Below are 13,712 nucleotides of genomic sequence, written 5' to 3'. Positions count from 1 at the left end.
CTTTTCCCACTGACAGGAGATCCCGTGTCTAAGACTCGACTTAACCCATCTAATTTGTCCCCCAACATCTACAAGACCCTCGTCAAGTACGACGCCCAGATCTACAGCGAGACTACGCTGAACAAAGAGTTGATCGAGCTGATCAAGGTCAGAATCTCGCAACTGAACGGTTGCGCATTTTGCATTGATGTCCATAGCAAACATGCACTGAGTCTAGGCATTTCCGAACGAAAACTCCTGCTTTTAAATGCCTGGAAAGAAGCCCCCCTGTTCACCGAGCAGGAGCAGGCGGCGCTGCGCTGGGCTGAGCAAGTGACTTTTATTCAGAATCTGGACGATAAGCAGACGCCACTGCATGAACTCAAGGCCCACTTCAATGACAAGGAAATCGTGGATCTAACGTATCTGGTCGGTTTGATCAACGTCTGGAACCGCTTGGCTATCAGCATGAACTACGAAATCAGCCTCTAACTAACGGAGCATTTTCCATACGCGACGCTGTGCTAGCACCTGGCGACCGTATTTCCAAAGCAGGTTTGAAGATGATCCTGCTGACCTGGCTTGCCGCCGATCCCGAGCGGCACGCCTTCCTGAGCCGGGAAAAAATGGCTCCGGTTGTGACGCGGTCCAAATCTGAGGCCGGCCAGGGAATCAGTCTGGCTGCAAAATTGCTGTGGCAGGAAGGAGCCGGACACTCGGCCGTCATCCACAGCAAAGATCAGGACGAGATTCATCAGTTTGCCAGCACCCTGCCCGCCGGACGCATTCTGGTCAATATGCCCGCTACCCAAGGCATGTTGGGCATCAGCTCGGATATTGCGCTCTCATTCATGCAAGGGTCGGGTTTTTGGGGAGGCAATATTTCCGAACCCGTGCATTGACGGCATCTGGTCAACATCAAGCGCGTGACATTCAAGCCATAAGCCTCAGGGCTGCAAGGCGCCCGCTTCTTCGGTGATCCGGCGATCGCCTTTCGGGGAGGATACGATGCCTGGACCGCCAAGCCTACCCCATGCAAACAGGCCAGACAGACCGCACGACGGTCTGTCTGGCCTGTTATGTTTTCCGAAACGTGCTTCCCTAACGAATCTGCTCCGCCACCATGAATCCGGACGCCCCTGCCAAGCCTGGACCTGGGTGAGTAGACGCACCGATGTGGTAGACGTTTTTGTACGGGGTTGCGTGGGAGCGCGCACCGTTACTGGCCGCAAAGGGGCGCATCCAGAAGAACTGGTCGGGCGAACAGATGCCCGAGTACGGGTCGCCGCCCACCAGATTGCAATTGATGGATTCCAGGTCGGCGGGCGAAAGCACTTTCTGGCCCACAATTTGTTGACGCAGACCGGGCATGACGCCTTCCAGTTGGTCGATAATGCGCTCGGCCACGGCCTTGCTGACTTCTTCGGTCCATTTTCCGTCTTCCGGCACGTCGATCTTGCCAGCCGCATCGCCACGCAGCTTCGATGGCATGTCCTGCATCTGCATCCACAAAATCCATTTGCCTTGGGGTGCTCGGCCGGGGTCCACCGCGCAAGGCTGACCAATCGCCACGGTGAACTTGGCAGGAATCAGGCCATTATTGGCCTGGGCCACGCTCATGCTGACGTCTTCCAGGCTGTCGGACAGGTGCAGCAACGGTACTTTCAGCAGCTCTGGATTGCTCCAGTTCGGCATGCTGTCCAGCGCCAGATGAATTTGCATGTCGCCACGGCCAAAGCGGTAGGCATTGGCTTGCTCGCGTACTTGAGCGGGTGCGCCCGGCAACAGACGACCATAAAGCTGTGGCGGAGTGACGTTGCACACCACATGGCTGGCTTCGTAGACTTGGCCACCGGCACGCACGCCACGGGCTTTTTGTCCTTCCAGCACAATTTCTTCTACTTCGGTGTTCAGTTGAATACGGCCACCGGCTTTTTCAATAATGGCGCATAGCGCACGCACCAGATTCTGGCCACCGCCTTTCACCACCGGCATACCACCGGCCACCACGGCGGCAAAGGTCAGCTTGCCGATCAGGGCCGAGCAGGCGTCGTCAGGGCCCAGGCCCGAGTGCAAGACCCAGGGAGCCATCATGCCGCGCACCCGGTCATCTTTCAGTTCACGATCGGCCCAGCGGCGAAAGGACTCCAGGGACTCACGTCCGTACTGAACCATGCCGTCCATGCGACGCTTGCGCCATTGCGAAAACAGCAGACCCAACAAGCCACGGCTGTAAGGCTCGGTGCCCAGCAAGCCAAAGGTAAGACCGGCATCGCGCTCGAACAACTGGCTGCACATGGCACCGAAGGCGTCGCCATCGCCTGTTTGCAAAGCATTGATACGTTGAATCGAATCGCCCACATCGTGACGCAGGGCCATGCCCTTGCCATCGCTGCCCACCACGCCGGTGGTATAGCCGTTTTCCAGAAACTCCACCCCTTGGGCAGCCAGATCATCCTTCAGGCGTGCATACGCCGCCCCGGAGGTAAACAAGGGGTACCAGGATGACAGCAGCTCATGGGTAAAACCGGGGAACAGCTCCTCGGTGCGGATACACCCACCCGCACGGTCGTTACGCTCCAGCACCAGAACCTGCTTGCCTTTTTGGGCCAGCAAGGCCGCACACACCAAGGAATTAATGCCACTGCCCACCACAATGACGGCATATGACTTGTTATTTGTTGAATCTGTCATCCCACACCTTTTTGTAAATTGCCCTGAACGGGTTCAGGGCTTGTAAACATGCCGCAAGAAACAGCTGTCAACAAGCCCTGGGCATCTTTTACCGCACTTTTCTATTTATGAGCCAGACGACTGCGCCTGCCAGCGTTCAAACCAGTGACGGGGCGACTTGCCCTGCTCTGGCCCAAGCACGGAAAAGCCACCGTCGACGGGCAGGTCGATCCCTGTCATCCAGGAAGCGGCACCCGACACAGCAAACAACACCACCTGGGCAACCTCTTCGCCGGAACCGACTCGGCCCAACGGATGAACTTGTGCGCCCACCTGATTGGCCAGTTCACGCGAGCCACCGCTCATGCGCTCAACGGACGGCGACCAGGTCCAGGCGGGCGAAACCGTCAGGACACGAATCCCCGATGGGGCCAATTCCACCGCCAAGCTTTTAGTGAACTGCAAAATGGCCGCTTTGGACGCTGGGTACAGCGCGCGTCCGGCCACGCCAAACTTCCCACCGGTACTGCCCATATTGATGATGACCCCGCCTGGGCCCATATGCGGCGTGGCTTTCTGGGCCAGAATCGCGCTGGAGATCAGGTTCACATCCAAAGTCTGATGCCACAACTCGCGGCTGGAAGCCAGCCCTTCGTCCCCGTAGGAGCAGGCATTGTTCACCACAATGTCGATGCGTCCGGTTTGTGCCAATGCGGCCTGCACGCAGGCATCGAGCTGCGCATCATCACAAATATCGGCAGCCAGAAACTGGGCCTTGCCCACAGCCTGCAGGCGCGCTTCAGTGCGCTGTCCCTCTTCCTGGCTGCGACCCACCACCAACACCCACGCACCAGCGGCACACAGAGCCAGAGCGATATCCGCTCCCAGCCCTTGGGTAGCTCCGGTCACAATGGCAACTTTAGCGTGTAAATTCACCTGCATATCCTGTTGCATGGGCTTCTCCTACTCTGCTTGTGGCGCGCCAAAGACGGCTGCCCAATCTTCGTCACGATCAATATGCGCTATCAGGCTCATGCTGGCCAGGGAGGCTTCATGCGTGGCGGGCGGTGCGCCGCAGGCGCTGGCCACCACCGCCACTTCATAGCCCATATCCACCGCATGGCGCACCGTGCTTTCCACCACGGAATGGGTGGCCACACCGGCAATCACCAAGCGCTCCACGCCCAAACGACGTACCACCGGCTCCAGCGCGGAACCAAAGAAAGCGTTGATGCGCGTGTGATGGACTTCAAACTCGTTGGGCAAGGGAGCCAGCCCGTCAAAGAACTGGGCTCCCCAACTGCCAGTCTGCATGGCACCGATGCGTTTCACATTGTGCAAAATCGGGGCGTTGCACAGCAGATCGGCATAGTCTGGCCGGTAGCCCACCCGCACATGCACAATGGGCACGCCCTGTGCACGCGCCTGTGCCAGCAGACGGCCTGCGGCCTCGATCAGCGCCTGACGCTGGGGGCTGTCAGCCTCCACCCCCACACGAATCAGGCCATCAGCATGCAGGACGTCGTTTTGGTAATGCAGAGCCAGCAAGGCGGTGTGATGGGCTGCCGACATCAGATGTACACCTGAATGGCGCCGTGGACCGCATCACGATCGACCAGATTCACCTGCTTCATACGCAGTTTCCAGCCACCCCCCTCCTGGGCCTGCAGCTTGTGAATCAGGCTACCCACCCGGTGGACCGGATCTTTGCCGCGCCATTCCATGGAGTGAAAGCTGGAACGCACCACCAGATAACCTTCAGGATCGGTCCCGTCTATCATCACATTACCCAGCACGCGGCAGGACTGGGTAATCGGCTGCTGGGACCAGTTGCGGTGGTTTTCCAGGCGGCGAATACGCAATTCACGCAGCAGCTTGTTTTCCCAGCACAGGGAAATGTGCTCGTACGGGCTTTGCTGATCGTAGCTGTGAGGAATCCAGTACATGCCTTCCTCGGTCCACAGATCCAGCCATGCTTGCCAGCGGCGCTCGTCCAGCAAGCGGGCCTCGTGATAGATGAACTGCTCCACTTCGCGGATGGCTTCCAGGCTCAGGTTCACAGGTGTGACCTGATCCACGCTGACGTCAAAATCAATATCAAACAACATAAGAATTCTCCTTGGCTCGGACAGCAGCCCGCTTAAGCCTGTGAGGCGGGGGCGATAGGCTCACCGGAAGCCGAACGCACCGTGGCTTTACCACTGTCTTCCGACTGCGCTGGCGCGTCGTACAGGCTGGTAGTCATGAAATGCTTCCAGGCGCGGAACTGGTTACGCATGGGCAGTTCACTGGTGCCATTGGTCGCCACCATACCGCCTTCAATTTCCTTGTCAGTGCCGTCATAGCGATGCATGCTGATCCAGTCGCCACCGTTGGTTTTATTACCTTCCTGGCAACGACCATAGACCTCAATGTCGTCCGGCATCACGTTGGACGAGGGGGAGTTGATCAGGTTGGCATACATCAGGCCGCGTTTGTAAATTTCATCCGGCGCCCCTTTCAGGCGGAACAACTGAATTTCGACATGTGTGCGATCCACCGCCACAGGACGAATCACGCGAAACTGCTGGAATACGGTATGGGGCGAGCCACTGCCGTAAATGATGCTGTTGTGGCGGTTCTCGCCCAGAATGTTGAGGGCTTTTTCTTCGCCATAGGCTTGTTTCAGGGTTTCGTAGTGCGCCTTGGTGACAGGATCAGTCTCAATGGCACCGGGATTGAAAATGCCTTCCATGTAGCCATGTCCGTTATCAAAGGCGTACAAGTCCAGCTTTTCCCAGAAACCGTAAGGCTCGCCGTTGCCGTCCATGATGTGCAGCTCCAGCGGCATGGAGCCATAATCTTTGGCCTGCTCGCGGGCCGCCACGTAGGATGACTCATGCGTGACATTCGCGTGCATGGTGTCGTGCAGATTCTCGTAGAACACTTTCCAGTTGGACGGCTGCCAGACCTTGAAGCTGCCGCCGGCCACTTCCACTTCCCCCACCGGCGAGCGATCGCACAGATTATCGATGGAACTAATGATGGGCCCCAGAAACTCCTTCAAATCCGGGCCGTGGGCACTTTGACAGGCAAACACAAAACCACGGTACGTTTCCACACGAGCCACACGGCGCATGGAAAAGTCCGGATGTTTGGGGTCGAAGCAGGTGCCCTCAAAGCCATTTTTCATGGGCGCAGCCAAATGCTGACCGTCCAGCTTGAACGTCCAGGCGTGGTAGGGGCAACGGAAGAACTTGCCGGCATTGCCACACCCATCGGCCACCACTTTGGCACCCTTATGGGGACAGCGGTTGTACAGCACGTACACCTTCTTGTCGCTGCCGCGAACCATGATGACGTCCTGACCACCCAACAAGGTCGTGTGGTAGTCGCCCGGATTGGGCACCTGGCTGTCGTGACCAATGTAAATCCAGGCACGGCCATAAATGCGTTCCATCTCCAGACGGAAGATTTCAGGGTCGGTATAGACCGATTTATGTACGCTGTCTCCCCGCACCAGTGCGGCCAGCTGTTCGTTGCTATAGCTCATCATTAACCTCCTTGCTGCCGGATGCTTGACGCATCCTCCTTATGACTTTTCCATCTTGCACTGCGGCGCAAAATGATCCTGGAATTGCTCAAATACGGTGGACACAATCTTGTTGCTCATCTGGCCCTTGTCATTCGGGGCCACTTCGCGCATGTAATAGGTCTGCACCGGATATTGGTTGTTGTTGAAAGCAAAGGCCCCGCGCACAGACTCAAACGGCGCGCTGCGCAAGGCTTTACGCAAGGCCTCACGATCGGTTGCCGCTTTCGGGTCGGCCTTCAGTGCGCCATCGAGCAACAGGGCAGCGTCATACCCCTGAGAGGCATACATGGACGGCAAGCGGCCATAGGTTTTTTCAAAATCCGCTACAAAGCGTTTATTGACCGGATTATCCAGATCCGGTGACCATTGAGCGGCATTGGCCATGCCTTTCATGGACTCACCGATGGCAGCAATGGTGTCCTGATCGGCCGAGAAGCCGGGGGTGTACACCGCCAATTGCGTGGACAGGCCCGAGTTGATCAGCTGCTTGATAAAGGACACACCCATGCCACCGGGCAGGAAGAAGAACACCGCATCCGCGCCCGACGCACGCATTTGCGCCAGCTCGGCCGCATAATCCATCTGACCGACCTTCACATAGACTTCGTCGGCAATCTCGCCCTTGAACAAGCGCTTGAAGCCTTCAATGGACTCACGGCCACCGGGATAGTTGGGGGCGATCAAATAGACTTTCTTGTGCGCCTGATCGGTCACGTACTTGCCCATGGCGGCGGGAATATCCTCGTTCTGCCAGGACACGCTGAAAAAATTGGGGTGGCAACGCTCGCCTGCGTAATCGGCCGGGCCGGTGTTGGCGGAAATGTAGACGGTGTCACTGTTCAAAATCGTCGGCATCACGGGCAGCAGCACATTGGAGAAGGCCATGCCGGTGATCACGTCGACCTTGTCGCGCTTGACCAGACGGTCAACGGCCTGACGGCCTTCCATCGGTTTTTGCTGATCGTCCAGCACCGTCAGGGCCACATCCACGCCACCGAGCTTGCCGCCCGAGTGCGTCAGGCCCAGCTCGAACCCATCGCGAATTTCTGCGCCAATGGCCGCTCCGGGACCGGACAAGGTCGTGAGCAAACCGACCTTGAATACTTCCTGACTGGACACCGGGCTACAGGCCAGGGCCAAGGCCAGCGTGCTCATGCAAAACGCCACTTGCTTTTTCATGTTTGTCTCCGTCCTCTGTCTTTCAAAAAACTGGACTTTAGGTCTGCCTGGGATCACCCCCAATACGCCGGAAACTGTGTATCACTGACGCCGGTGGTTTGTGCGGCGCTTGTCCTGCAGGCCTGGGGAAACGGGCCCAATAGACTACGTGAATACAGCAATTCCCAGTCGTATCCCAATCTGCTAAGGTGCCGGGACAGGATTACTGTTTTAGGTTTGAAATACATTAGACCGGCTCAGAACAGGCGGCTATCCAGATATGGCAAGCCTTATCCCTAACCGGCAAAAATTTGGAGACACCCATCATGCAAGCGTGGTTTATGTCAGGCTTGGCCCCCTTGCAACACAGTGCGCCGCGTTTTCAATCGCGCTGCCCAGACCAGACTCGCAGCGAGACTGCCGGCTTTTTGACCGAGCATCGCCTGACCTGGAATGACGGCCCGGTCGATGCCTCGCTGCGCTATGCGAGCAGCCACAGCTTTTCCTTTGTCTTGCTTAAATATGGTGCGGCCGTGCAGGTGTCGCCGGGGATTCTGGAAGATTTCCTGCTGTTTCAGGTGCCGATACAGGGACGATCCTGTATCCGGGTTGGTCGGGAGTACGTCCAGGCCAACCCCAAAGTCGCCAGCGTCATCTCCCCTTCTTTGCAAGTCGAGCTGGACTGGGAGCAAGGCTGTGAACAGTTTTTGGTGAAGATCCCGCGCTACAGGCTGGAAGAGGTGGCCCGCCAAACCTTGGGCCTGAGCCTGGACCGGCCCATTGAGTTTGCCGCTGGCATGCCCTTGGACTCACCGCAAGGCTGTGCCTGGCAGCATCAAATTGGCAGCCTGCTGGCTTATGGCGGACATCTGCCTCCGGAAATGGATCAATGGTCGCGCCAGGCCGAGGACAATCTGTTGCTGCATCTGTTTCATACCCAACCCGGCAATTACAGCCGGCAGTTGCAGCAAACTGTGCGCCCGGCCAGTTCGCGCCGGGTACAAAGGGCGGAAGATTTCATGCGCGCCAGTCTGGACCAGGCCCTGACGCTGGAACAAATCGCTACCGCAGCCTGTGCCAGTGTCCGCAGCCTGACGCTGGCATTTCGTACGGAACGGGGCCTGAGCCCCATGCAATTTTTAAAGCAGATTCGTCTGGAAGCGGCCCAGCAGGCTATCCGCACCGCCACACCTGGCACCCAGGTCAGCGAGATTGCCTTGCGCTGCGGTTTCAACCATTTCGGCCGCTTCTGTGCCGACTACAAGTCCCGCTTCGGGCGTTCGCCCTCGCAGGACTTGCGCATCGTCGATTAGTCTTTCAAGGCCTTGCCGGGAACCCAGACACGGCCATCAAACAGACGGCGCGCCGTACGGTAGAACGAACCGGCCTTGGCAAACCACTGGCCGTCTTTCTTTTCCACTTCCGCGCCTACGGTCAGCACGCCGGAAGGCATGCCCAGACGCAAGGGGCCTTGAGGAGCGACGGAGTCGGACAGACATTGTGAGGGCAGGCTGCCCGTCAGCCGAGCGGCCACCGCGGTACACAGCGAGATCGTCAAAGGCAAGGCGCGGTGCGGCTGACCATTGGAAATCACACGGGCCACCAGATCAATATCCTTGGCAGGCACCACCTCACCCGACAGCGTGGGGTTGTCCTGGGCAGGTGACACAATGCAGACAAACGGCACGATGCGAATCTGACGCGCAGCTTCCACATCGGGCGCAATGCCCATGCGTACCGAAGCCTGCACGCGGATGGCGTCCAGACGCTCCAGCACGTCAGGATGCGCCTCCAGCCAATCAGGCAGTTCCAGACCAGTCAGACCCACATCGGCAGCGCGTACAAAAACAGCGGCATTGGCTGCATCCACCAGCGAGACTTCAATACGGCCCACGCCCGGCACATCCAGCCATTCGGTCAATTCACCGCTAGGCAATAGGGAGCCGGTCGAGGCACCGCCCGGTTCCACAAAGTCCAGACGGATAGGCGAACCGGTACCACCTACGCCGGGAATGGACAGATCACCGTCATACCGGGGCTGGCCATCTTCGACGGTGAAATGCGCATGGATGATCTTGTTGGTATTGGTGTTCAGGATGCGCACACACGCTTCGCCATCCTCCACCTTGACCATGCCTTGTTCAACGGCATAGGGGCCGACTGCCGAGCTCATATTGCCGCAGTTGCCGCGGTAATCCACCTTCTCTTCCTTGATCGCCACTTGTGCAAAGGTGTAGTCCACATCGGCGTCCGGATGGCTGGACGGGCCGATAATACACACCTTGGACAGTGAGGAGACCCCGCCACCCATACCGTCCAGTTGACGACCGTACGGGTCGGGCGTGCCCATGGCCGCCGCAAACAACGGTGTCCAGTCCTCGCGCTTGGCAGGCAGATCTGCGATATTGAGCATCAAGGCTTTGCTGGTGCCACCACGCATGAACACGGCGGGAAGGGATTTTTGTTTCATCACGTCATTCCTGGTTCTTGGCTTGCGCCATTAAAGAAAACTGCGCCGTCTCCTGCATGGGTTCGGCGTGAGAGACTATCGGTTCACTAACAAAGTCTGATCGGATCGTGCGCTGTTGTCGTTCCAACTGCTGCACTTTTTCCTCACTGGCATTGCCCAGATGGCGGGCTAGCAAAGCTGAGGCCTGGGCGCGTTCGCCCTTTTCCAGCAAATCCAGAATCGCCAGATGCTCCAGACACTGACGACGAATACGCTCCCGATCCAGCGTTTCCTGGTATTCCAGCAGGCGCCGCAACTGGTTCTGACGGGTGACGGTCTGAGCGATAAAACGATTGCCCGACAAGGAGGCCAAAGCCTCATGGAACGTCGCATTGGCCTGATACATTTCAGCATGTCCCGCATATCGCCACCCCCCATCGGCCAAGGCTTGCTGTTGCAGACGCACCCGGCGCAAGACGGCCGAGTCAATTGCAAAGCTGGGCAGCAGCATGGCCGCCGGCTCCAGCATCTGCCGCAAGGTATAGCTCTCCTCACAAGCCTGGGGGCCGTCAATCATGGGTAGAAACGACCAGCCCTTGCTGGCACGCTGTTCCATCCAGCCTTCATTGGCGGCGCGGGCCAGAACACGACGCACACGCTCACGCGTCAGGCCATAACGACGCATGGCATCGTTTTCCGACAAGGTGTCGCCCCAAATTCCGGAGAGCTTGTCTCGAGCCAGCTGCAAATAGATCTGGTCATCCTGGCTGGTGCCCAGCTCTTCTTCGATCACACCGAGCTGATCGGCCCCTTTCAACAGGTACAAACCCCGCCGGGGCGGCTGGGCGCCCACAATGCCTTTTTCCGCCAGATAGGCCAGCGCTCCCCGTATGGGCGAGCGCGATGCACCCAGCGCGTGGGCCAGCGATTGTTCCGTCAAGTGATGCCCGGCCTGCAAATGCCCTGCCCGCACGTAGTCCAGCAGGCGATGCGCCAAGGTGACATGCAAAGAATTGGATTGGCCTTTCATGCCGGTTTTCCTAAAAATCAACGCGATTCTCAATCATTTTATTGTACTATATACAAACAAAATACAATTCAATTGTTTTTTCAAGGCTCCAGACGCATAACTTTATTGATTACTCTTGCCCAGGCGGGCCCTGTCTGTCTGGCTACTTACTACGGATGAATCGTTTGCCATGTCCCAGTCTCTTGCCCTACAAACGCTGTCCCTGAACGGACGTTCCGTGCGTTACGTTCCCATTGCCGACATACCCGGTATTGAAAAGCTGCCCTATTCGCTGCGTGTCTTGCTGGAAAACCTCTGTCGTCAAAAGGCCGTGCGTCACGCCGACGTGGATCAGGAAATCGATTCCCTGCTCCAGCGCAAGGTGGGCGATGGCATCACCTTCTACCCTGCCCGCGTATTTGGTCAGGACATTCTGGGTTTGGTAATGTTGCTGGACATGGCGGCCTTGCGCGAAGGCGTACAAGCGGCCGGAGGCGACGCCAGCCGCGTGCGTCCCCAAGTCCCTATCGACGTCATTATCGACCATTCCCTGCAAGTGGACAGCTGGGCCAACCCCAAGGCAGCCGACATCAATCTGGCCCGCGAGTACGAGCGTAATGGCGAACGCTTTGCCTTTTTGCGCTGGTGTTCGAGCAACTTTGACGGCGTCAAAGTGGTTCCGCCCGGCAAAGGCATCATGCACCAGTTGCACATTGAGCATATTGGTCAGGTCGTCTGGACCGAAGAAGGCAAGGATGTGGATCTGGTCTACCCCGATAGCTGCGTGGGCACCGACAGCCACACGCCCATGGTCAACGGCCTGGGCATTCTAGGCTGGGGCGTGGGTGGCATTGAAGCTGAAGCGGTGATGGTGGGCCTGCCCGTGGCGATTGCCTTGCCAGCGGTGGTCGGCATTGAACTGAGCGGCAAGCTAAACGACGGCGTATTGCCTACCGATCTGGTGCTGGTCATTACCCAGAAACTGCGCGAGCTGGGGGTAGTGGGCAAGTTTGTCGAGTTCTTTGGCCCCAGCGTGGACGAGCTGTCCCTGGGCGACCGCGGCATGATCGCCAATATGGCACCAGAATACGGCGCCACTGCGGTGTTCTTCCCGATCGATGACGCGGCACTGCATTACATGCACATGACAGGCCGCCCACAAGAGCAGATTGATCTGGTCGAGCAGTACAGCAAGGTACAAAAGCTGTGGCGTGATCCGGCCGCTCCCGCTCCCGTGTACGACACCGTGCTGAAGCTGGATCTGAGCAGCATCAAACCCAGCTTGGCCGGCCCCAGCAATCCTGAAGATCACCTGGATCTGGATACCGCGGCCCAGTCCTTCCCCGCCCATCACCAGAAAATTGCCGGCCGTCCTTACGATCCGCAACGCGCAGTGCCCGTGGAAGGCGAGGACTTCGTGTTAAATGATGGCGATGTGGTCATTGCCGCCATTACCTCCTGTACCAATACGGCCAACCCCGCCAATATGATGGCCGCCGGCCTGCTTGCGCGTAACGCTGTCGCTCGTGGCCTGCGCAGCAAACCTTGGGTCAAGACCTCGCTGGTGCCAGGTAGCCAGGTGACCGCCGACGTGCTGGAACGCGCCCAGTTGCAGGATGATCTGGACGTGCTGGGTTTCAACATTGCCGGTTTTGGCTGCACCACGTGTAACGGTGGTTCGGGACCGCTACCTGCCAATATCGTCAACGCGATTGAATCGGAAAAGCTGATCGCCACCGCCGTGCTGTCGGGCAACCGCAACTTTGAAGGCCGCATTCACGCCAACGTGCGTGCCGCTTACCTGGCATCACCCGCTCTGGTCGTGGCCTACGCCCTGGCCGGCAATCTGAATGTGGACCTGACCCGCGACCCGCTGGGCAAAGATCAGGACGGTAAAGACGTCTACCTGAGCGACATCTGGCCCAAATCCGCCGAAGTGCAAGAAGCCATCCACGGCGCTTACGACCGCGATCTGTTCATCGAACGCTACGCCGAGCTGTACGACGGTGGCGAGCCTTGGGACGCCCTGGCCCGCGAAAGCAATGGCGGTCACTACCCCTGGGAAGCCGACAGTACCTACATCCGCAAACCGCCTTACTTTGACGGCCTGCAGCGCGAGCCTGCCCCCGTGGCCAACTTGCACGGTATGCGCCCACTGGCCATTTTGGGTGATTCCATCACCACGGACCATATCTCGCCCTCCGGTTCGATCAGCCTGGGCACGCCTGCCGCTGACTTCCTGCTGTCCAAGGGGGTGGAGCAAAAAGACTTCAACAACTACACCACGCGCCGTGCCAACCATGAAGTGGTCAAGCGTGCGACTTTCGCCAACATCCGTCTGCGCAACAAGATTGTTCCCGGCGTGGAAGGCGGGGTCACCAAGGTGATGCCCGAGGGTGAAGTGATGCGCATTTTTGAAGCTGCTCAAACTTATCAGGAACGCCAGGTTCCGCTGCTGGTCATCGCCGGCAAGAACTACGGTTGCGGCTCGTCCCGTGACTCGGCGGCCAAAGGTCCGGCACTGCTGGGGGTGAAAGCGGTGGTTGCCGAAGGCTTCGAGCGTATCCACCGCACCAACCTGGTCGGTATGGGTGTGCTGCCCCTGCAGTTTCAGGAAGGCACCAATGCCGACACATTGGGCCTGGATGGAACCGAAACCTTTGACGTCAAGGGTCTGGAAGAAAACCTGGGCGTACGTTCGCAAGCCCAGCTGATTATCCACCGTCTGGATGGCAGCACCCAGTCCGTACCGGTCACTGTACGACTGGATACTGTCGAGGACATGGAGTATTGGCGTCACGGCGGCATCCTGCCCCGCGTCTGGCGCAAGTACCTGGAGGACTAAGCCTACCCTGGCTTAGGCCAACAGG

12 protein-coding genes are annotated in these 13,712 nt (G+C 58.3%); 4 read left to right on the top strand and 8 right to left on the bottom strand.

The genetic code is table 11. The features are described from left to right. The first annotated feature begins 24 nt into the window (after positions 1-24). Together FE795_RS06460 and FE795_RS06455 are read left to right on the top strand one after the other, a co-directional pair. Positions 25-471 carry a carboxymuconolactone decarboxylase family protein gene (locus tag FE795_RS06460; RefSeq protein ID WP_165477543.1) on the top strand — a complete coding sequence of 149 codons (447 nt, stop codon included), beginning with the start codon at positions 25-27 and terminating at the stop codon, positions 469-471. Between the two features lie 71 nt (positions 472-542). Continuing rightward, complete coding sequence (locus FE795_RS06455; protein WP_131071478.1) at positions 543-881, top strand: aldehyde dehydrogenase family protein; 339 nt, start codon at positions 543-545, stop codon at positions 879-881. 199 nt (positions 882-1,080) lie between these two features. Here the strand turns inward: FE795_RS06455 and FE795_RS06450 are convergent, their stop codons facing one another. The 6 genes from FE795_RS06450 to FE795_RS06425 all read right to left on the bottom strand — a co-directional run bounded on the left by FE795_RS06450 (position 1,081) and on the right by FE795_RS06425 (position 7,405). After that, entirely contained in the window at positions 1,081-2,673 is a 1,593-nt protein-coding gene (locus FE795_RS06450) for a phytoene desaturase family protein (RefSeq protein WP_131071477.1), read from the bottom strand. Positions 2,674-2,778: 105 nt separating this feature from the next. After that, positions 2,779-3,606, bottom strand: a complete 828-nt coding sequence (locus FE795_RS06445) for an SDR family oxidoreductase (protein WP_131071476.1) — start codon at positions 3,604-3,606, stop codon at positions 2,779-2,781. Between the two features lie 9 nt (positions 3,607-3,615). Beyond that, entirely contained in the window at positions 3,616-4,224 is a 609-nt protein-coding gene (locus FE795_RS06440) for a cysteine hydrolase family protein (protein WP_003801661.1), read from the bottom strand. Then, positions 4,224-4,760: an aromatic-ring-hydroxylating dioxygenase subunit beta gene (locus tag FE795_RS06435; RefSeq protein WP_003801662.1), complete on the bottom strand. Its 537-nt coding sequence runs from the start codon at positions 4,758-4,760 to the stop codon at positions 4,224-4,226. The genes FE795_RS06440 and FE795_RS06435 overlap by 1 nt, the downstream gene beginning before the upstream one ends. Positions 4,761-4,792: 32 nt before the next feature. Then, positions 4,793-6,184 carry an aromatic ring-hydroxylating dioxygenase subunit alpha gene (locus FE795_RS06430; RefSeq protein ID WP_003801664.1) on the bottom strand — a complete coding sequence of 464 codons (1,392 nt, stop codon included), beginning with the start codon at positions 6,182-6,184 and terminating at the stop codon, positions 4,793-4,795. A gap of 39 nt (positions 6,185-6,223) precedes the next feature. Beyond that, positions 6,224-7,405: an ABC transporter substrate-binding protein gene (locus tag FE795_RS06425; RefSeq protein ID WP_131071475.1), complete on the bottom strand. Its 1,182-nt coding sequence runs from the start codon at positions 7,403-7,405 to the stop codon at positions 6,224-6,226. 305 nt (positions 7,406-7,710) lie between these two features. Between FE795_RS06425 and FE795_RS06420 the strand changes: the two genes are divergently transcribed. Then, the gene (locus FE795_RS06420; RefSeq protein ID WP_059317863.1) at positions 7,711-8,697 is read left to right on the top strand and encodes an AraC-like ligand-binding domain-containing protein; all 987 of its coding nucleotides are present in this window, start codon (positions 7,711-7,713) and stop codon (positions 8,695-8,697) included. Here FE795_RS06420 and FE795_RS06415 read toward each other — a convergent pair. Together FE795_RS06415 and FE795_RS06410 are read right to left on the bottom strand one after the other, a co-directional pair. Next, positions 8,694-9,854, bottom strand: a complete 1,161-nt coding sequence (locus FE795_RS06415; protein ID WP_003801669.1) for a 2-methylaconitate cis-trans isomerase PrpF family protein — start codon at positions 9,852-9,854, stop codon at positions 8,694-8,696. The genes FE795_RS06420 and FE795_RS06415 overlap by 4 nt on opposite strands. 4 nt (positions 9,855-9,858) lie before the next feature. Further along, positions 9,859-10,863 (bottom strand): GntR family transcriptional regulator, encoded by a 1,005-nt coding sequence (locus tag FE795_RS06410; protein WP_003801671.1) that lies wholly within the window; start codon positions 10,861-10,863, stop codon positions 9,859-9,861. A gap of 169 nt (positions 10,864-11,032) precedes the next feature. Between FE795_RS06410 and acnA the strand changes: the two genes are divergently transcribed. Beyond that, positions 11,033-13,687: an aconitate hydratase AcnA gene (gene acnA, locus FE795_RS06405; RefSeq protein WP_059317864.1), complete on the top strand. Its 2,655-nt coding sequence runs from the start codon at positions 11,033-11,035 to the stop codon at positions 13,685-13,687. The last annotated feature ends 25 nt before the right edge of the window (positions 13,688-13,712 follow it).

The sequence above is a fragment of the Alcaligenes ammonioxydans genome (assembly GCF_019343455.1).
GTDB lineage: Bacteria > Pseudomonadota > Gammaproteobacteria > Burkholderiales > Burkholderiaceae_B > Alcaligenes > Alcaligenes ammonioxydans.
Note: the sequence above shows the minus strand (reverse complement) of the source record. Positions and strands in the feature narration are given on the sequence as shown.